This is a genomic window from Variovorax sp. OK605 (genome assembly GCF_900115445.1).
Taxonomy (GTDB): Bacteria; Pseudomonadota; Gammaproteobacteria; order Burkholderiales; family Burkholderiaceae_C; genus Variovorax.
This window is the reverse complement of record NZ_FOWL01000003.1, coordinates 552811-572033: the sequence shown is the minus strand read 5'-3', so window position 1 is coordinate 572033 and position 19223 is coordinate 552811. Positions and strand designations below refer to the sequence as shown.

Genomic DNA, 19223 nt, shown 5'->3' with positions numbered 1-19223 from the left:
CATGGCGCAGACCAAGGCCGCACTGATCGTCGGCGCGGGCGATGCCACCGGCGGCGCCATTGCCCGGCGCTTCGCACGCGAAGGCTATGCCACCTGCGTGACCCGGCGCAGCCTCGACAAGCTGCAGCCGCTGGTGGCGCAGATCGAGGCCGACGGCGGCAAGGCGCATGCCTTCGCCTGCGACGCGCGCAAGGAGGAAGAAGTGGTCGCGCTGGTCGAGCAGATCGAATCGACCATCGGGCCGATTGAGGTGCTGGTGTTCAACATCGGCGCCAACGTGCCCGAGAGCATCCTCACGGAGAGCGCGCGCAAGTACTTCAAGGTGTGGGAGATGGCCTGCTTCTCGGGCTTTCTCAACGGGCGCGAAGTGGCCAAGCGGATGGTGGCGCGCGAACTGCCGAACGGCGGCCATCGCGGCACGATCGTCTTCACGGGCGCCACGGCCTCGCTGCGCGGCGCGGCGAACTTCGGCGCCTTCTCCGGCGCCAAGATGGCCCTGCGCGCGCTGGCCCAGTCGATGGCGCGCGAGCTCGGGCCGCAGGGCATCCACGTCGCGCACGTGGTGGTCGACGGCGCCATCGACACCGAGTTCATCCGCAGCAACTTCCCCGAGCGCTATGCGCTGAAGGAGAGCGACGGCATCCTGAACCCCGACCACATCGCCGACACCTACTGGATGCTGCATTCGCAGCCGCGCGACGCCTGGACGCACGAGATCGACCTGCGCCCGTGGTCCGAGAAGTTCTGAAGAAAACACCGAGCAGGAGACAACGCCCGTGACCAAATTCGTGGACTTCTATTTCGACTTCGGCAGCCCCGCCGCCTACCTGGCCGCCACGCAGCTGCCGCACGTGTGCGCCGACACCGGCGCCGAGCTGGTCTGGAAGCCGATGCTGCTGGGCGGCGTGTTCCAGGCCACGGGCAACCACTCGCCGGCCGACATCAAGCCCAAGGGCCCGTACATGAACGCCGACCTGCAGCGCTTCGCCAGGCGCTACGGCGTGCCCTTCGCGCACAACCCGCACTTTCCGGTCAACACGCTGCTGCTGATGCGTGGCGCCACCGGCCTCCAGATGAGCGAGCCGGCACGCTTCGGCGCGTACGTGGACGCGGTGTTCCATGCGATGTGGGTCGAGCCGAAAAACATGAACGACCCGGCGACGGTCGGCGCGGTCTTGCAGAATGCGGGCTTCGACGCCGCGGGCCTGCTCGCGCTGGCCGGCGCGCAGGACACCAAGGACCGCCTGAAGGCCGTCACGCAGGAAGCCGTGGAGCGCGGCGTGTTCGGCGCGCCCACCATGTTCGTCGGCAGCGACATGTTCTGGGGCCAGGACCGCCTCGATTTCGTGCGCGAAGCACTTTCCGCCTGAGCGGCGCCACCCGTTTTACCCAAGGACCTTTCCCATGAGCGACATCCTCGTCCACACCGAAGCCGGTGTGATGACCATCACTTTCAACCGCGTCGACAAGAAGAACTCGATCACCAGCAGCATGTACGGCGAGCTGGCCGACGCGCTGGCCACCGCCGAGGGCGATGCCGCCGTGCGCTGCGTGCTGCTGCAGGGCGACCCGACCATCTTCAGCGCCGGCAACGACATCGGCGACTTCCTCAACGGCCCGCCGTCGACGCAGGAGTCGCCGGTGTTCCGCTTTTTGCGTGGCATCGCGACCTTTCCCAAGCCCATCGTCGCGTCGGTGTGCGGCCCGGCCGTGGGCATCGGCACCACGATGCTGTTCCATTGCGACCTGGTCTACGCGGGCGACAACGCCGCCTTCTCGATGCCTTTCGTGAACCTGGGCCTGTGCCCCGAAGCCGCTTCGAGCCTGCTGGTGCCGCAGATGCTGGGCTACCACCGCGCGGCCGAGGCGCTGCTGCTGGGCGAACCCTTCATGGCCGAGGCGGCGCTCGAGGTGGGCCTGGTCAACCGCGTGGTGCCGCCGACCGAGGCCAATGCCATTGCCCAGATCCAGGCACGCAAGCTGGCCGCCAAGCCGCTGACCGCGCTGGTCGAAACCAAGCGCCTGCTGAAGAAGGCGCAGATGCCCGCCGTGCTGGAACGCATGGGCGAGGAGGGCGCGAGCTTCGGCCGCATGCTGCGCGAACCCGCGGCGCGCGAGGCTTTCGGCGCGTTCATGGAAAAGCGCAAGCCCGACTTCTCGAAGCTCTGACCGTTCCGCGCGCGAGAGAAGCAAAGGAAAGCGAGCGCAAGCTCGCGCGCTTACACTGGCCCGCGTGCAAGTTTTCGAGAATAAAACGTCTGCAACGCCCGGCCAACGGGCGAGTGCTGCTACTGAAAAAGTAGCAAACAAGTTCACGCGCCGGCGTACTTTGGGTTTTCTTGCGGGCGCCGCCATGGTGCCCGCGCTGTCGCTGGCGCGCGTGCGCCCCTTGCGCATCGGCGTCATCGGTTCGTGGAGCGGGCCTTATGCGGGCGGCGGCCGGCAGTTCGATGCCGGCATGGCCGTCTGGCTGGCCGCGCACAACCAGCATGTCGCGGGCCGGCCGGTCGAGCTGCTGCGGCGCGACGTGGCCGGCAGCGCGCCCGAGCAGGCGCGCCGCCATGCGCAGGAGCTGGTCGAAGGCGAGCGCGTCGACCTGCTGACGGGCCTGGATTTCAGCTCCAACGCCTACGCCGTGGGCGCCGTCGCCGCGCAGGCCAGGCTCCCGCTCGTGGTGATGAACGCGGCCTCCTCGGGCATCACGGCGCGCTGCCCGTTCGCGGTGCGGGTGTCGTTCACCATCGGCCAGGTCACGCTGCCGCTGGCGCGCTGGGCGCTCCAGCAGGGGCTGCGCGACGTCTGCACGGTGGTGGCCGACTACGCCTCGGGCGTCGATGCCGAGAGCGCCTTCGTCTCGGGCATCACCGCGGGCGGCGGCCGGGTCGGCGCGATGCTGCGGGTGCCGCTGGCCACGCTCGACTACTCGGCCTACATGCTGCGGCTGCGCGAGCTGAAGCCGCAGGCGGTGTTCTTCTTCCTGCCTTCGGGGCAGATGCCGGCGAGCTTCCTCAAGTTCTGGCGCGACCGCGGCATGGCCGACACCGGCATCCGCCTGCTGGCCACCGGCGACGCCACCGACGACAACTACCTCGAAGGCATGGGCGAGCTGGCCGACGGGCTGGTCACCAGCCACCACTATTCGTTTGCGCACGACGCGCCGGCCAACCGCCGCTTCACGAGCGCCTTCCAGACGGAGTACGGCGATCACCTGCGCCCGGGCTATTTCGCGGTGGCGGCGCACGATGCGCTGGCCGCCATCGACGCGGCATGGAGTTCGCCCGCGGCGCGCGGTGCCAGTGGCGACAGGCTGGTGGACGCCTTCCGCGGGCTGGCGCTGGACAGCCCGCGCGGCCCGCTCGAGATCGACGCCCACACCCGCGACGTGGTGCAGACGGTGTACATCCGCCGCGTGGAGCGCCGCAACGGGCGCTGGATCAACCGGGAATTCGAGCGCTTCGAGCGGGTGCGCGACCCGGGCGTTTGACGGGGCGGCTGCTCAGTCGCTCGGCCGCCGAGCCGCTCAACTGCTTACTCGCCGGGCTGTTCGGCCGGCTTCTCGATCGGCCGCGGACGGCCGCTGTCGTCGATCGCCACGTAGGTGAAGGTGGCCTGCGTCACCTTGATGTACTCGCCCTGCGCCCGGAAGCGCTCCGCGAACACCTCGACCGTGACCGTGACCGAGGTGCGGCCGATGCGCACCAGCTTCGAATAGAACGAAAGAATGTCGCCCAGGCGCACCGGCTGCTTGAAGATGAACTCGTTGACGGCCACCGTGGCCTGGCGGCCCTTGGCGTAGCGCGCCGGGATCACCGAGCCGGCCAGGTCGCACTGCGCCATGACCCAGCCGCCGAAGATGTCGCCGTTGACGTTGCAGTCCGCCGGCATCGGGATGACCTTGAGCACCAGCTCCATGTCGGTGGGCAGGCTCTTGAGGGTGGCAGCGGCGGCGGCACTGGAAGTATCTGACATGGGCACAATCTGGAACAAACAAGCAACCACGATTGTCCTCCATGCGCCGCAGCGGCGAAGCCCTCCCCCCCACGCCCGTCCCTTCCCACACCGTGTCCGGCCACCCGCCGGAGCGCGGCGACCGCTCCGACTGGGCGACGCTGCGGCGCCTGTTTCCTTACCTCTGGCAATACAAATGGCGCGTGGCGGCCGCGCTGGCCTTCATGGTGGGCGCCAAGGTGGCCAACGTGGGCGTGCCGGTGCTGCTGAAGAACCTGGTCGACACGATGACGCCAAAGCCGGGTGCTCCCGACTTGGCCCAGGCGCTGCTCATCGTGCCCATCGGGCTGCTGCTGGCCTACGGCCTGCTGCGCTTCTCGACCTCGCTGTTCGGCGAGCTGCGCGAGCTGATCTTCGCCAAGGCCACCGAGGGCACGGCGCGGCGCATTGCGCTGGAGGTGTTCCAGCACCTGCACTCGCTGAGCCTGCGCTTCCACCTGGAGCGCCAGACCGGCGGCATGACGCGCGACATCGAGCGCGGCACGCGCGGCGTGCACTCGCTGATCTCGATGTCGCTCTACAGCATCGTGCCCACCATCATCGAGCTGGTGCTGGTGCTCACCATCCTGGGCGTCAAGTTCGACTCGCTGTTCGTCTGGATCACCGCGGCCGCGCTGGTGCTGTACATCGGCTTCACCGTCACGGTGACCGAGTGGCGCACCCAGTTCCGCAAGACCATGAACGAGCTCGACTCGGTGGCGCAGAGCCGCGCGGTCGATTCGCTGCTGAACTACGAAACAGTCAAGTACTTCAACAACGAGGACTTCGAGGCCAAACGCTACGACGCCAGCCTCGACCGCTACCGCAAGGCCGCCATCAAGAGCCAGCGCACGCTGAGCATGCTCAACACCGGCCAGCAGGCGCTGATTGCCGTGAGCCTGGTGCTGATGCTGTGGCGCGCCACCTCGGGCGTGGTCGAGGGGCGCATGACGCTGGGCGACCTGGTGATGGTCAACGCCTTCATGATCCAGCTCTACATTCCGCTGAACTTCCTGGGCGTGATCTACCGCGAGATCAAGCAGAGCCTGACCGACCTCGACAAGATGTTCGTGCTGATGGAGAAAGACCGCGAGGTGCGCGATGCGCCCGGCGCGCAGCCGCTGGCCGGCACCGACGCCACCGTGCGCTTCGAGGACGTGAGCTTTGCCTACGAACCCGCCCGGCCGATCCTGAAGCATGTGAGCTTCGAGATCCCGGCCGGCAAGACGGTGGCCGTGGTCGGCCCCTCGGGCTCGGGCAAGTCGACGCTGGCGCGGCTGCTGTACCGCTTCTACGACGTGCAGCAAGGCCGCATCACCATCGGCGGCGAAGACATCCGCGAGGTGCAGCAGTCCAGCGTGCGGCGTGCCATCGGCATCGTGCCGCAGGACACGGTGCTGTTCAACGACACGGTCGAATACAACATCGCCTACGGCCGCCCGGGCGCCACGCGCGACGAGGTGGAAAACGCCGCGCGCGCCGCGCGCATCCACGACTTCATCTCGGCCACGCCCAGGGGCTACGACACCACGGTGGGCGAGCGCGGCTTGAAGCTCTCCGGCGGCGAGAAGCAGCGCGTGGCCATTGCGCGCACGCTGCTGAAGAACCCGCCCATCGTGATCTTCGACGAGGCCACCTCGGCGCTCGACTCGGCCAACGAGCGCGCCATCCAGTCGGAACTGAAGAGCGCCGCGCAGGACAAGACCACGCTGGTCATTGCGCACCGGCTGTCGACGGTGGTCGACGCGCACGAGATCCTGGTGCTCGAAAGCGGCGTGATCGTCGAGCGCGGCACGCATGCCGAGCTGCTGGCAAGGCAGGGCCGCTACGCCCAGATGTGGGCTTTGCAGAAGAGCGAAGCGGCGCCGCTGCTCTAGCGCGATCATTCAATTCTTTTTCATCGATTCCAGGAGCTCTCACGTGTCGACCAAGATTCCCCTGCTGGTGCTCAACGGCCTGTCGAGCGCCCACCAGGCCCAGATTGCCGAGGTCTACGACATGACCTATGCCTTCGGCCCCGCCGAGCGCGCCGCCGCCATCGCCGAGCACGGCAAGAAATTCCGCGCGGTGCTGACCATCGGCGTGATCGGCATCACGCCCGAGGAAATCGCGGCCATGCCCGCGCTGGAGCTGATCTGCTGCATGGGCGCGGGCTACGAAGGCGTGCCGCTGGAGGCGACGCGTGCGCGCGGCATCGCCACGGCCAACGGCGCGGGCACCAACGACGACTGCGTGGCCGACCACGCCTTCGGCCTGCTGATCGGCATCGTGCGCGACTTCCGCATGCTCGACCGGATCTGCCGCGAAGGCGTGTGGCGCGACGCCATCGAGCAGCCGGCGAACGTGTCGGGCAAGAAGCTGGGCATCCTGGGGCTGGGCACCATCGGCCAGAAGATCGCCAAGCGGGCGGCGGCCTTCGACATGGAGGTCGGCTATCACAACCGCAAGCCGCGCGAAGGCTCGGCGCACCGCTACTTCGGCGACCTGAAGTCGCTCGCGGCCTGGGCCGACTTTCTGGTGCTGGTCGCGCCGGGCGGACCGGCGACCCGGCACATGGTGAATGCCGAAGTGCTCGACGCGCTGGGGCCGCGCGGCTACCTGGTGAGCATCGGCCGCGGCAGCGTGGTCGACACCGAGGCGCTGGCCGCGGCGCTGCGCGAGAAGCGCATCGCGGGCGCGGGCGTCGACGTGTACGAGAGCGAGCCGAAGCGCCCCGAGCCGCTGGTCGGGCTGGACAACGTGCTGCTGACGCCGCACGTGGCGGGCTGGTCGCCCGAGGCCACGCAGAAGTCGGTCGACCACTTCCTCGCGAATGCCGAAGGGCACTTCGCGGGGCGCGGCGTCGTTACGCCGATCTGACGGGCTTGCGCCTTTTCCCTTCTCCTTCCCCTCTTTGGGGAAGGCTGGGACGGGGGGCGGGCAGGGCGCCCGATGGACGCGCCGCTTGCGCCCACCCCCGCCCTCCCCCGGGAGGGGAGGGAGTCAAGCCAATACTGGTGGACGGTGCGAGGCCCAGCCGCACGCCTGGTCGTAGGCATGCCCGAGCCGCAGCACATCGAGGTCCGCATGGATCGGCCCCGCCAGCTGCAGCCCCATCGGCAGGCCGCCTTCACCGAACCCCGCGCGCACATTCAAGGTCGGCAACCCCGCCAGCGTGAACGGCGTGACGATCTCCATCCAGCGGTGGTAGGTGTCGCTCTTCACGCCCGCGACTTCGTCGGGCCAGTGCAGCTCGGCGTCGAACGGGAACACCTGCGCCGTGGGCGCCACCACGAAGTCGAAGCGCTCGAACAGTTTCACGAACGCGCGGTACACGTTCGAGCGGTACAGCGACGCCTGGTACAGCGAGGCCGCGTCGAGGTGCCGGCTCTGCTCGATTTCCCATTGCGCCTCGGGCTTGAGTTGCGCGAACAGCTTCGGGTCGCTCATGTAGGCGCCCAGCTTGCCGCCCACCAGCAGTTGCCGCAGCCGCAGCCAGGCACTCCAGTTGTGCTCGCGCGGCACGTCGAGCGTGCAGGGCTCCACGCTGCAGCCGATGGTGCGGAAGGTGTCGAGCGCCTTCTCGCCGAGCTCGCGCACGCCGGGCGCCAGCGGCAGGTCGGGCCAGATGCTGCCCAGCCAGCCGATGCGCAAGCCCTTGCCGTCGCCTTCCAGCTGCAGCGTGTCGGGCGAGGGCAGGGCGTGCTCGGACGACAGCGGCACGCGCGCGTCGAAGCCTGACTGCACCGCCAGCAGCCGCGCCGCGTCTTCGACGGTGCGCGCCATCGGGCCGTCGGTGGCCAGTTGCTGGAAGAACAGCTCGTCGTCGGGGTTGCCCGGCACGCGCCCGCGCGAGGGCCGCATGCCGATCACGTTGTTGAAGGCCGCCGGGTTGCGCAGCGAGCCCATCATGTCGCTGCCGTCCGCCACGGGCAGCATGCCCAGGGCCAGCGCCACGGCCGCGCCGCCGCTGCTGCCGCCCGCGCTGCGCTCGGGCGCATAGGCGTTGCGCGTGATGCCGAACACGGTGTTGTAGGTGTGCGAGCCCAGCCCGAACTCGGGCGTGTTGGTCTTGCCGATGACGACGGCGCCGGCCGCCCTGGCACGCGCCGCGTGCAGGCTGTCGGTGCGCGCCGGCGAACGCGGCGACAGCGGCGAACCCATCGAGGTCGGCAGGCCGGCGGCGTGGCTCAGGTCCTTCACGGCCAGCGGAAAGCCGTGCATCCAGCCGCGCCGCTCGCCGCGCGCCAGTTCGGCGTCGCGCTCGCCGGCTTCGGCCAGCACCTGCGCCGTGTCGCGCAGCGAGACGATGGCGTTGAAGCGCGGGTTCAGCGCCTCGATGCGGGCCAGCGAGGCCTGCATCACTTCGCGGCAGGAGACGTCGCGCGAGGCGATGCGGCGGGAGAGTTCGGTGGCGCTGAGCGCAAGCAGGTCGTCGGCTGAGGGCATGGCAGGGGCGGCGCGTGCGGAAAAGGGAGGGGCACCCAGTATGGCGCGGCGCTCGCATAATCGCCGCGTATGGAAACAAAGTGGCTAGAAGACTTCATCAGCCTGGCTGAGACCCGCAGCTTCAGCCGCTCGGCTCAATTGAGGCATGTGACCCAGCCGGCGTTCTCGCGCCGCATCCAGGCGCTCGAAGGCTGGGCCGGCACCGACCTGGTCGACCGCAGCTCGTACCCGACGCGGCTCACGCCGGCGGGGCAGACGCTCTACAGCCAGGCCATCGAGATGCTGCAGTCGCTGCAGAGCACGCGCGCCATGCTGCGCGGGCACTCGGCCGCGGGGCAGGACGTGATCGAGTTCGCCGTGCCGCACACGCTGGCCTTCACCTTCTTCCCGGCCTGGGTCACCACGCTGCGCGAGCACTTCGGGCCCATGAAGAGCCGGCTCATCGCGCTCAACGTGCACGACGCGGTGCTGCGGCTGGTCGAAGGCAGCTGCGACCTGCTCATTGCCTACCACCACCCCTCGCAGCCGCTGCAGCTGGACGCCAACAAGTACGAGATGGTCAGCCTGGGCGAGGAAACCGTGGCGCCCTGGGTCAAGGCCGATGCCGACGGCGCGCCGCGCTACCGGCTGCCGGGCCGCCCCGGCCAGCCGCTGCCGTACCTGGGCTATGCGCCGGGCGCCTACCTGGGCCGCGTGGTCGACCAGTTGCTCAAGGAGTCGGGCACCGCCATCCACCTCGACCGCGTGTACGAGACCGACATGGCCGAAGGCCTGAAGGTGATGGCGCTCGAAGGCCATGGCATCGCCTTCCTGCCGCAAAGCGCGGTGCGCAAGGAAATCAAGGCGCGCAAGCTTGTGAGCGCGCTGCCCCCGGAAATCGACAGCCTGGAGGCGACGATGGAAATCCGCGCCTACCGCGAGCGCCCCACCGCGCCGGCCCCCGTGAAGACCGGCACCGGCCGCGCCGCCGCCAAGACCGTGCCGGTGGACGGCGCCCTGCAGCCCAAGCGCACGGCCGATGCGCTGTGGTCGTACCTGGTCGGCACCCAGCCGCCGGGCTGATGGTCCAGAATTTGTGCACCGCACAATCTATAAATGCCGCGCATGGCCCTCCCCGCATACGGCATTGGCGCCCCGAGCCGGGCGCCACTACAGTCGCGGCTGCTTTTTCGCCGCTGTCACAAGCAACATCTTCGGCACGCGTCAATCGCGTGCTTTTTTTTAGCCGAGGAACCTGTATGAGCGCCAATTTCAGGACAGAGCACGACTTCCTCGGCGAGAAGCAGATCCCCGCCATCGCCTACTGGGGCGTGCACACGGCGCGGGCCGTCGAGAACTTCGCCATCTCCGGCACGCGCATCTCGGCCATGCCCGACCTGGTGCGCGCGCTGGCCTACGTGAAGAAGGCCGCCACGCGCGCCAACGCCGACCTGGGCGCCATCGACCGCGACCGCGCGGCGGCCATCATCCTGGCCTGCGAGGACATCATCGACGGCAAGCTGCTCGACGAGTTCGTGGTCGACGTCATCCAGGGCGGCGCGGGCACCTCGACCAACATGAACGCCAACGAGGTCATCTGCAACCTCGCGCTGGAAAAGCTGGGCCACGAGAAGGCGCGCTACGACGTGCTGCACCCCAACGACCACGTCAACGCCTCGCAGAGCACCAACGACGTGTACCCCACGGCGGTGCGCCTGGCGCTGTGGTTCGCCATCGGGCGGCTGCTCGAGGCCATGGCCTCGCTGCGCAAGAGCTTCGAGGCCAAGGCGCTGGAGTTCAAGGACATCCTGAAGATCGGCCGCACCCAGCTGCAGGACGCCGTGCCCATGACGCTGGGCCAGGAGTTCCTGACCTACGCGATCATGATCGGCGAGGACGAGGCCCGCCTGGGCGAGGCGCGCGCGCTCATCGAGGAAATCAACCTCGGCGCCACCGCCATCGGCACCGGCATCAACGCGCCGCTCGGCTATGCCAACCTGGCCTGCCAGTACCTTGCCGAGCAGACCGGCGTGCCGCTCAAGCAGGCCGCCAACCTCATCGAGGCCACCCAGGACACGGGGGCCTTCGTGCAGCTGTCGGGCGTTCTCAAGCGCGTGGCCACCAAGCTCAGCAAGACCTGCAACGACCTGCGCCTGCTGTCCAGCGGTCCGCAGGCCGGCTTCGGCGAGATCAGGCTGCCGGCGCGGCAGGCGGGCTCGTCGATCATGCCGGGCAAGGTCAATCCGGTGATCCCGGAGGTGATGAACCAGGTGGCCTTCGAGGTCATCGGCAACGACATCACCGTCACGATGGCTTCGGAGGCCGGCCAGCTGCAGCTCAATGCCTTCGAGCCGATCATGGGCTGGAGCCTGTTCAAGAGCATCCAGCACCTGGGCAAGGCCTGCAACACGCTGCAGAAGAACTGCGTCGAGGGCATCGAGGCCAACCGCGAGTTCCTCGCCAAGAGGGTGCGCGAATCCGTCACGCTGGTCACCGCGCTCAACCCGCTCATCGGCTACGAAAAGGCCGCGCTCATCGCCAAGACCGCGCTGGCCACGGGCGGCCCGATCGATCTCGTGGCCGAGTCGCTGGGCATCATGACGCGCGCCGAGATGGAGGCGCTGCTCGTGCCGGAGAATCTTACCCAGCCGGTGCGCCTCACGGCCGCGCCGGTTCCACCGGCCGCCGAGCCGTCGGGCGCTGCCCCGGGCACAAAGGCTGCTTAGTGAAAGTCGGACAATGCCAGGAGGCAGGATCGCACCAGGCTGGCGCCCTCATGCGCCGTCGCGGTGCAGTGCGCGCGCAGATGCACCGGGTTGGTCCGGGTATCACGCAAAATGTGAATGTCTAGAATTTAGTTGTATCTGTTTCAGTCACCCTCAGGAGTCTTACGTATGAAAAAACAAGTATTGGCATTGGCAATTGCGGCACTGGCCGCCGGCGGCGCGATGGCTCAGGCCAATGACACCCTGGCCAAGATCAAGGCCTCGGGCGTCATCACTGAAGGCGTGCGCGAATCCTCCGGCCTGTCCTACACGCTGGGCAACGGCCAGTACACCGGCTTCCACTACGACGTCTGCGCCAACATCATCAAGGACCTCGAGAAGGCCGCCGGCAAGAAGCTCGAAGTCAAGTACCAGCCCGTGACCTCGCAGAACCGCATTCCGCTCGTGCAGAACGGCACCGTGGACATCGAGTGCGGCTCGACCACCAACAACGCCACCCGCCAGAAGGACGTGGCTTTCGGCGTGACCACCTACGTCGAAGAAACCAAGATCGTCGTCAAGGCCAACTCGGGCATCAACTCGCTGGCCGACCTGAAGGACAAGACGGTCGCCACCACCACCGGCACCACGCCGCTGCAGACCGTGCGCAAGCAAAAGCGTGCCGAGAACCTGACCTTCAAGGAGGTCTACGGCAAGGACCACTCCGACAGCTTCCTGCTGCTGGAAACCGGCCGCGCCGACGCCTTCGTGATGGACGGCTCGATCCTGGCTGCCCTGGCCGCCAAGTCGAAGTCGCCCAAGGACTACAAGATCCTGTCGGACGTGCTGGCCGTCGAGCCCATCGGCATCATGATCCGCAAGGACGACCCGGCCTTCAAGAAGGCCGTGGACGACAGCATCAAGGCACAGGCCAAGTCGGGCGAGCTGACCAAGCTGTACGACAAGTGGTTCCTCAAGCCGATCCCGCCCGCTGGCGTGACCATCAACCTGCCGCTGGGCGAAGCCACCAAGAACGCTTGGGCCAACCCGAACGACAAGCCGGCTGAAGAGTACGTCACCAAGGAATAAGCGGCGCGTCGCTGCGTGAATGACGCCCACCTTTCACGGTGGGCGTTTCTTTTCAAGGGACAGGTTTTCTAAGTGCTGAAGGAGTGAATGAACATGGGCAACTGGGATTGGCAGGTCTTCCTGCAAGACCCCGGGGGGGATTACCCGACTTACCTGCAATGGATGCTGTCGGCCTGGGGCTGGACGGTGTCGGTTGCATTGCTGGCGCTGATCGTCGCGCTGGTACTCGGCTCGCTGGTCGGCATCATCCGCACGCTGCCCGACAGCCCGTGGCTGGTGCGCCTGGGCAACGCCTGGGTGGAGCTGTTCCGCAACATCCCGCTGCTGGTGCAGATCTTCCTCTGGTACCACGTGATTCCGGCGCTGATTCCCGTCATGAAGGGCGTGCCGAGCTTCATCCTCGTGGTGCTGGCGCTGGGCTTCTTCACTTCCGCACGCATTGCCGAGCAGGTGCGCTCGGGCATCCAGGCGCTGCCCAAGGGCCAGCGCTACGCGGGCATGGCGGTGGGGTTCACCACGCCGCAGTACTACCGCTACGTGATCCTGCCCATGGCGTACCGCATCATCCTGCCGCCGCTCACGAGCGAGACGATGAACATCTTCAAGAATTCGTCCGTCGCGTTCGCCGTGTCGGTCACCGAACTCACCATGTTCGCCATGCAGGCGCAGGAAGAAACCTCGCGCGGCATCGAGGTCTACCTTGCGGTGACGGCGTGCTACGTGGTGTCGGCGCTCATCATCAACCGGCTCATGGCCTACATCGAGAAGAAGACCCGCGTGCCGGGCTTCATCGTCTCGGCCAGCGCCGGCGGCGGAGGACACTGACATGAATCTGGACCTGTCCTTCTACAACTGGGACGTCATCAGCAACTTCGTCGTCAAGGGCTTCTACTTCAGCATCATGCTGACGGTGGTGGCCACGATCGGCGGCGTGATCTTCGGCACCCTGCTGGCGCTCATGCGCCTGTCGGGCAAGAAGTGGCTCGATGCGCCCGCGGCCCTGTACGTCAACGGCATGCGAAGCATCCCGCTGGTGATGGTGATCCTGTGGTTCTTCCTGCTGGTGCCGGCGTCGTTCTATTCGCTGTTCGGCTCGGTGGGCTCCAACTACCGCTCCGAAATCTCGGCCGTGATCACCTTCGTCGCGTTCGAGGCGGCCTACTTCAGCGAGATCATGCGCGCGGGCATCCAGTCGATCCCGCGCGGCCAGGTCAACGCCGGCCAGGCCGTGGGCATGACCTACGGCCAGAACATGCGTCTCGTGGTGCTGCCGCAGGCGTTCCGCAACATGCTGCCGGTGCTGCTCACGCAGACCATCATCCTGTTCCAGGACACCTCGCTGGTCTACGCCATCGGCGCCTACGACATGCTCAAGGGCTTCGAGACGGCCGGCAAGAACTTCGGCCGTCCCATCGAGGCCTACCTGCTGGCGGCCGTCGTCTACTTTGTCATGTGCTACGCCCTTTCCTGGCTGGTGAAGCGCCTGCACAAGAAAATCGCCATCATTCGCTGACCCGCGTGCTGAACCGGAGAGAAAGAAATGTCCGAAAAAATGATTGAAATCAAGAACGTATCGAAGTGGTACGGCCCGGTGCAGGTGCTCAACGATTGTTCGGTGAGCATCTCCAAGGGCGACGTGGTGGTGGTGTGCGGGCCTTCGGGCTCGGGCAAGTCCACCCTCATCAAGACCGTGAACGCGCTCGAGCCCTTCCAGAAGGGCGAGATCACCGTCAACGGCATCCCGCTGCACGACCCCAAGACCAACCTGCCCAAGCTGCGCTCCAAGGTCGGCATGGTGTTCCAGCACTTCGAGCTGTTCCCGCACCTGTCGGTGACCGAGAACCTCACGATCGCTCAGATCAAGGTGCTGGGCCGCTCGCCCGAGGAAGCCAAGACCCGCGGCATGAAGATGCTCGACCGCGTGGGCCTGATGGCGCACAAGGACAAGTTCCCCGGCCAGCTGTCCGGCGGCCAGCAACAGCGCGTGGCCATCGCCCGTGCCCTGTCGATGGACCCGATGGTGATGCTGTTCGACGAACCCACCTCGGCGCTCGACCCCGAGATGGTCGGCGAAGTGCTCGACGTGATGGTGAGCCTGGCCAAGGAAGGCATGACCATGATGGTGGTCACGCACGAAATGGCCTTCGCCCGCAAGGTGGCGAGCCGCGTGATCTTCATCGACGTGGGCGGCAAGATCCTGGAAGACTGCCCGAAGGACGAGTTCTTCAACCATCCCGAGAACCGCCAGCCGCGCACCAAGGACTTCCTGAACAAGATCCTGCAGCACTGACCAGCCGCTGCCGGGTTCGGTCAAAAGGGGCCGCGCTTCAAGAGCGTGGCCCCTTTTTCATTGGCGGCGGGCGTTGTGCACGCGATCTATTTCGTGCCGGGGCCCGCCGCAAGCACCTTGTCGAAGAACGCCGGAATCTCGCTGCCCAGCCGCACCAGCAGCGCCTTGCGGTCGAAGCCCGGCGGATCGGCCCGGACATCCCCGTCGTCGGTCGGGATCGCACTGGAGGGGGTGTCCATGAAGGCGAAATGCCAGGCGTCGGGAATCCGCTGGAGTTCGGCGTCGGGCATGTTCTGCGCGACCCATTCGGCATGGAAGCGCGGCACGAGAAAGCGGTCCTGCTGCGCCTCGTAGATCCGCGTGGGCACGCGGATGTCCGCGAGCGAAGCGGCGGTGAAGGGAACGCCCGCCGGAGCCATTGCCACGACCGCGCGCACCCGAGGGTCGCGCTGCGAAGGCAGCAGCGGCGATGCCGGGGCCGCCGGCGCGCCGGCCGGCGCTCCGGCGTTGCGCCCGACGCCGCAAAAGACTGGGTCGGCGGCGCGCTCGTTCGCGCAATGGCTGGCGATGCGCGACAGGTCGACCTGCCCGCCCGCGAGCGCCAGCACCGTGTAGCCGCCGGCCGAATGACCCAATGCGCCGATGCGAGGGCCTTGCGCGTCGCCGGCGATCCGGTCCTTCCACATCGGGTCTTTCAACAGCACGTCGATCACGTGGGAGATCTGCCGCGGCCGTTGCGTGAAGTAGGCCGCCGCGCCTTTCTTCAACAGGGAGCCGTCCTGCCAGTTGTCGCCCGGATGGCGGATGGCCGCGACCAGGTAGCCGTTCCGCGCGAGCGCCTCGGCCAGGCTGGTGTGGCCCAGTTCGGTGCCGCCGACGCCGTGGCTCAACACGATCAGGCCCTTGAAGCGCTCCTCGGGCGGCGCCTGGATGGCCACGCGCACCGTGAACGGCCCCATGGGAATGGCGCGGGCGGCGGCCTGTGTCGGGTAGTAGAGCGCGACCACGACGGGCGCGGCGTCCGGCGTCGCGCCCGGAAGACTCAGCTGGCGCCAGCCGGCTTCGGCGGCCATGAGTTGGAACGACAGCAGCAAGCCCGAGGCGAGCAGCAGGACCTGGCGGAAAACGGTGCGCATGGCGGATCTCCTGGACGGTGTCGATGGAGCCCGCATGGTGGCCGCGCCGCTGCGCGGCTGCCACGGGATTGCGATGAAGTGCGCGAAATGCGGTGTGTAAGGCGGTGTGGAAGGCGGCGCGCGAGTGCTCAGGGCAGCCGCGCGATGTGTGCCGTCAGCAAATCGAAGAACCCCTGCGCATCGCCGTCGACGATCCAGTTCACGTTGGGCGCGCGCTGCAGGCTGCCGTACCAGTCGGCCACCGTCTGGCCGAAGCCCATGCCCTCGCGGCTGTCGATCTCCACATGGATGCGCTTGCCCTTGAAGAGCGAAGGCTGCAGCAGGTAGGCCGTGACGGTGGCGTCGTGCACCGGGCCGCCGGGCATGTCGTAGTGCTTCATCTCCTGCGGCGCATAGGCGTCGAGGATGTCCGCGACGATCGCGCCGGCCCGGTTGCCAATGCCGCGCAACCGCGCGATGCGTTCCTCGCTCGTCAGGATCTTGTGCGTCACGTCCAGCGGCAGCATGGTGATGGGCACGCCGCTTGTCAGCAGCACCGCCTCGGCCGCGTGCGGGTCGGCGAACACGTTGAACTCGGCCACCGGCGTGATGTTGCCGCCGTTGAAATGCGCGCCGGCCATGAGCACCAGTTCGCGCAGGCCGCGCACGATGTCGGGGGCCTGCGCGAGCGCCAGCGCCAGGTTCGTCTGGGGGCCGAGCATGGCGAGCGTCACGCTTTTGTCGGGCGCGGCGCGCAGCATGCGGATCAGGTAGTCGACCGCATGGCCGTCGGCCAACGATGCGGCGGGCTCGTACACGTCGACGCCCGTGAGGCCTTCCTTGCCGTGGATGTTGGCAGCGTAGATCGGCGTGCGCTGCAAGGGCCGCTCGGTGCCCGCGTACACGGGAATCTCCGGCCGCCCGGCCCATTCGCAGGCCAGCCGCGCGTTGCGCGAGGTCTTGGCCAGCGGCACGTTGCCCGCCACCGTCGTCAGTGCCTGGATGTTCAGCCGCTCGGGCGCCGCCATCGCGAACAGCAGCGCGATGACGTCGTCGGCGCCGGGGTCGGTGTCGATGACGAGCGTGTGCTCGGTGGTGTCGTTGGTGTCGGTGCTGTCGCTGGAAAAGGTCGGCTGCATGGCATGGCTCCTCGGCGGGCGCGAACGGCGCGCCCCTGCCGGGCGAGTCTGCCAGAGCACCGCGGGCAGGTCAGCGTGCGCCGTCGCGCAGCCGCCGCGCGAAGAACGCCAGGATCTCGTCGCGCGCCGCCAGCGTCGGCTGGCCGGCTTCGTCGATCAGGTGCGCCGTGACCACGCTGTGCGGGCTGGCCACCACCTGCGCGAAGAAGGGCGGCGTGTTCGGGTTGGCCGCGCTGTCGGGCAGCACGCGCGTCACGAAGCGTTCGCCCAGTGCCTGCGAGAAGGCCGCGAAGCGCTCGGCCTTGCAGAACCTGTCGCCGTCGAAGCGGTAGGCCATCACCGTCAGGTCTTCGCGCTCCAGGCGCTGGCGCACGGCGGCCAGTTCGTCGGCCGCCACGTTCATGCCGGCGGGGTCGTCCAGCGGCAGCGAAGGCTGGCACACCACCGGCGCGAGCATGGCCGGCTCCATCATCATCGAGAGCGCGAAGTTGCCGGTGAAGCACATGCCGATGGCGCCCACGCCCGGCCCGCCGCATTCCTCGTGCGCAAGCCGCGCGAGCGCGCGCAGCCATTGCGTCACGGGGCTCGACGCGTTCGATGCGAGGGCGCGGAACTCGGCGCTCACGCAGGCGCGCCTGAACACGAGGGTGCCTTCCTCGGCGCCGGGCACCGCGCCGTCGCGGCCGAACAGCGAGGGCATGTACACGGTGAAGCCCGCGTCGCGCACCCAGCGGGCGAAGCGCGCCACGTGGGGGCTGATGCCGGGCATCTCGGTCATCACGACCACAGCGGGGCCATGGCCGGTGACATGAACCTTCTTCCCGATGCCGTCGAGGGTGATCTGGCGCGGGGTGAAGTCCTCGAGCGGGTCGTCCTGGTCCAGGGCGCGCGTGGGTGTCATGGGTGGCTCGTTCGTCGTTCAGGGGGCCGGCGCCGGGTGGACGAGATGCTGCAGATGCGCATAGCCCGCGGCGCGCGCGAAGTCGGGCAGCCGCCAGACCTCGCCGCCCACGCCCCAGGCGCCGTCGGGCACCTCGTTCATCACCACCGAGGTGGCGAGGCGGCGCTTGTCGTCCGCCGGCAGCGCCTCTTGGAACGCGGCGTGCACATGGGCGGTGAAGCGGCTGCGCGATGCATCGTCGAGCACACCGGCGGGCAGGTACGCGAGCACGGTGCACGGCAGCAGCTGCGCGCTCAGGTCCACGCCGCCGCAGGTCCATGCGCCGGCGGCGGCTTCGTCGACGAGCACCCAGCACATGGCGCGCGCACGGGGATCGTCGGGCATCTGCTCGGCGGCGGCCGCTGCGTCGTTGAGCTTGCGGACCAGGGTGGAGCGGCTCTCGCCGGGAAACGAGCCTTGGGGAATGTTCACGAAGAGGGTGGGCATGTGCGCTCGGCCTTGGCGGCCCGATGGAAGCTGAGAGGCTTGTATTGGGCCGCTCGCATCGCCAGAATGGCAGTGTCCAATTTGACTGTTTCAGGGCTTTATCGGACAACCATCGACATGCACGATTTCACCGTCCTGGTGCTCCCCGGCGCCTTCAACTCCAGCGTTGCGGTCACGCTCGACATCCTCGGCGCCGCACAAGCCGTGGCCGCGCGTGCGGGCGTTGCGCCGCCGCGGTGGCGGCTGTGCTCGGTGCAGGGCGGCCCGGTGAAGCTGCAGGCCGGCATGACGCTCGAGACCACGCGCCTGCCGGTGCGCCCGCGCGACGACCGCTCGACGTGGGTGGTGCCGGGGCTCGGCCTCAACACGCCCGGCGAGATCCGCCAGTGCCTGGAGACCGACGACGCGGTCAAGGCCGTCGCGGGCCTCGTGCGCCACGCCAAGGCGGGCGGGCAGGTCGCGGCCTCATGCTCGGCCGTGTTCCTGCTGAACGCCGCGGGGCTGCTTCAGGGCCGGCGCGCGACCACGTCGTGGTGGTACGCGCCGCTGCTCGCGCGCATGGCGCCGGGCTGCACGGTCGATGCCGACCGCATGGTGTGCGCCGACGGGCCCGTGGTCACGGCGGGCGCCGCGTTCGCGCAGACCGACCTGATGCTGCACCTGCTGCGCGAGCGCTGCGGCAGCGCGCTCACCGACCTGGTCTCGCGCATGCTGCTGATCGACGGGCGCCAGGCGCAGTCGCCGTTCATCGTGACGGAGGTGCTGGCCAACGGCAACGAACTGGTGGCGCGGCTCACCGCGCGGGTGGAGTCGGCCTTGCCGGACGCGCCTTCGGTGAGCATGCTGGCGCGCGAGTTCTGCATGTCGCAGCGAACGCTCGCGCGCCACATCGAGAAGGCCACCGGCAAGAGCACGCAGGCCTTGGTGCAGGGCGTGCGGCTGCGGCGCGCCCGGGCGCTGCTCGAAACCAGCCGCATGACGGTCGAGCAGGTGGCCGGCGCCGTGGGCTACCAGGACGCCACGGCGCTGCGGCGGCTGATGAAGAAGATGGCGGGCGCCAACCCCAGCCGTTACCGGGGTCAGGGCCACTGAGGCGCCCGCGGT

At 68.2% G+C, this 19223-nt stretch carries 19 protein-coding genes; 13 read left to right on the top strand and 6 right to left on the bottom strand.

Features of this window, described 5'->3' with window-relative positions; translation table 11 throughout:
* Nucleotide 1: 1 nt before the first annotated feature.
* The 4 genes from BM013_RS10885 to BM013_RS10870 all read left to right on the top strand — a co-directional run bounded on the left by BM013_RS10885 (nt 2) and on the right by BM013_RS10870 (nt 3484).
* Complete coding sequence (locus BM013_RS10885) at nt 2–748, top strand: SDR family oxidoreductase (RefSeq protein WP_093126415.1); 747 nt, start codon at nt 2–4, stop codon at nt 746–748.
* Between the two features lie 28 nt (nt 749–776).
* On the top strand, nt 777–1370 hold the full coding sequence (locus BM013_RS10880) for a 2-hydroxychromene-2-carboxylate isomerase (protein WP_093126413.1): 594 nt from the start codon (nt 777–779) through the stop codon (nt 1368–1370).
* Between the two features lie 34 nt (nt 1371–1404).
* Nucleotides 1405–2169, top strand: a complete 765-nt coding sequence (locus tag BM013_RS10875; protein WP_093126410.1) for an enoyl-CoA hydratase — start codon at nt 1405–1407, stop codon at nt 2167–2169.
* A gap of 184 nt (nt 2170–2353) precedes the next feature.
* The gene (locus BM013_RS10870; RefSeq protein WP_256221452.1) at nt 2354–3484 is read left to right on the top strand and encodes an ABC transporter substrate-binding protein; all 1131 of its coding nucleotides are present in this window, start codon (nt 2354–2356) and stop codon (nt 3482–3484) included.
* Between the two features lie 44 nt (nt 3485–3528).
* Here BM013_RS10870 and BM013_RS10865 read toward each other — a convergent pair whose 3' ends face one another.
* The gene (locus BM013_RS10865) at nt 3529–3969 is read right to left on the bottom strand and encodes an acyl-CoA thioesterase (protein ID WP_093126834.1); all 441 of its coding nucleotides are present in this window, start codon (nt 3967–3969) and stop codon (nt 3529–3531) included.
* Nucleotides 3970–4010: 41 nt separating this feature from the next.
* Here BM013_RS10865 and BM013_RS10860 point away from each other — a divergent pair, with 41 nt between their 5' ends.
* Both BM013_RS10860 and BM013_RS10855 read left to right on the top strand, forming a co-directional pair.
* On the top strand, nt 4011–5864 hold the full coding sequence (locus tag BM013_RS10860; RefSeq protein WP_093126408.1) for an ABCB family ABC transporter ATP-binding protein/permease: 1854 nt from the start codon (nt 4011–4013) through the stop codon (nt 5862–5864).
* A gap of 43 nt (nt 5865–5907) precedes the next feature.
* Nucleotides 5908–6846, top strand: a complete 939-nt coding sequence (locus BM013_RS10855; protein ID WP_093126405.1) for a 2-hydroxyacid dehydrogenase — start codon at nt 5908–5910, stop codon at nt 6844–6846.
* Between the two features lie 123 nt (nt 6847–6969).
* Here BM013_RS10855 and BM013_RS10850 read toward each other — a convergent pair whose 3' ends face one another.
* Nucleotides 6970–8415 carry an amidase gene (locus BM013_RS10850; protein WP_093126402.1) on the bottom strand — a complete coding sequence of 482 codons (1446 nt, stop codon included), beginning with the start codon at nt 8413–8415 and terminating at the stop codon, nt 6970–6972.
* 69 nt (nt 8416–8484) lie between these two features.
* Here BM013_RS10850 and BM013_RS10845 point away from each other — a divergent pair, with 69 nt between their 5' ends.
* The 6 genes from BM013_RS10845 to BM013_RS10820 all read left to right on the top strand — a co-directional run bounded on the left by BM013_RS10845 (nt 8485) and on the right by BM013_RS10820 (nt 14478).
* Entirely contained in the window at nt 8485–9477 is a 993-nt protein-coding gene (locus BM013_RS10845; protein ID WP_093126399.1) for a LysR substrate-binding domain-containing protein, read from the top strand.
* 176 nt (nt 9478–9653) lie between these two features.
* Complete coding sequence (locus BM013_RS10840; protein WP_093126397.1) at nt 9654–11120, top strand: aspartate ammonia-lyase; 1467 nt, start codon at nt 9654–9656, stop codon at nt 11118–11120.
* Nucleotides 11121–11288: 168 nt separating this feature from the next.
* Entirely contained in the window at nt 11289–12188 is a 900-nt protein-coding gene (locus BM013_RS10835) for an amino acid ABC transporter substrate-binding protein (RefSeq protein ID WP_093126394.1), read from the top strand.
* A gap of 93 nt (nt 12189–12281) precedes the next feature.
* Nucleotides 12282–13013 carry an amino acid ABC transporter permease gene (locus BM013_RS10830; protein WP_093126831.1) on the top strand — a complete coding sequence of 244 codons (732 nt, stop codon included), beginning with the start codon at nt 12282–12284 and terminating at the stop codon, nt 13011–13013.
* Nucleotide 13014: 1 nt separating this feature from the next.
* Entirely contained in the window at nt 13015–13701 is a 687-nt protein-coding gene (locus BM013_RS10825; RefSeq protein WP_093126390.1) for an amino acid ABC transporter permease, read from the top strand.
* A gap of 39 nt (nt 13702–13740) precedes the next feature.
* A complete protein-coding gene (locus BM013_RS10820) occupies nt 13741–14478 on the top strand; it encodes an amino acid ABC transporter ATP-binding protein (RefSeq protein ID WP_093126387.1) in 738 nt (245 codons plus the stop codon).
* An 86-nt stretch (nt 14479–14564) separates the two neighbouring features.
* Here the strand turns inward: BM013_RS10820 and BM013_RS10815 are convergent, their stop codons facing one another.
* From BM013_RS10815 to BM013_RS10800, 4 genes are all read right to left on the bottom strand, one after another.
* Nucleotides 14565–15614: an alpha/beta hydrolase family protein gene (locus BM013_RS10815; RefSeq protein WP_093126385.1), complete on the bottom strand. Its 1050-nt coding sequence runs from the start codon at nt 15612–15614 to the stop codon at nt 14565–14567.
* Nucleotides 15615–15742: 128 nt separating this feature from the next.
* Nucleotides 15743–16732: a nucleoside hydrolase gene (locus BM013_RS10810; RefSeq protein ID WP_093126382.1), complete on the bottom strand. Its 990-nt coding sequence runs from the start codon at nt 16730–16732 to the stop codon at nt 15743–15745.
* Nucleotides 16733–16802: 70 nt separating this feature from the next.
* Nucleotides 16803–17633 carry a dienelactone hydrolase family protein gene (locus BM013_RS10805; protein ID WP_093126380.1) on the bottom strand — a complete coding sequence of 277 codons (831 nt, stop codon included), beginning with the start codon at nt 17631–17633 and terminating at the stop codon, nt 16803–16805.
* Between the two features lie 18 nt (nt 17634–17651).
* On the bottom strand, nt 17652–18119 hold the full coding sequence (locus tag BM013_RS10800) for a tautomerase family protein (protein ID WP_093126378.1): 468 nt from the start codon (nt 18117–18119) through the stop codon (nt 17652–17654).
* A gap of 117 nt (nt 18120–18236) precedes the next feature.
* Between BM013_RS10800 and BM013_RS10795 the strand changes: the two genes are divergently transcribed.
* Nucleotides 18237–19211: a GlxA family transcriptional regulator gene (locus BM013_RS10795; RefSeq protein WP_093126375.1), complete on the top strand. Its 975-nt coding sequence runs from the start codon at nt 18237–18239 to the stop codon at nt 19209–19211.
* Nucleotides 19212–19223: the final 12 nt, after the last annotated feature.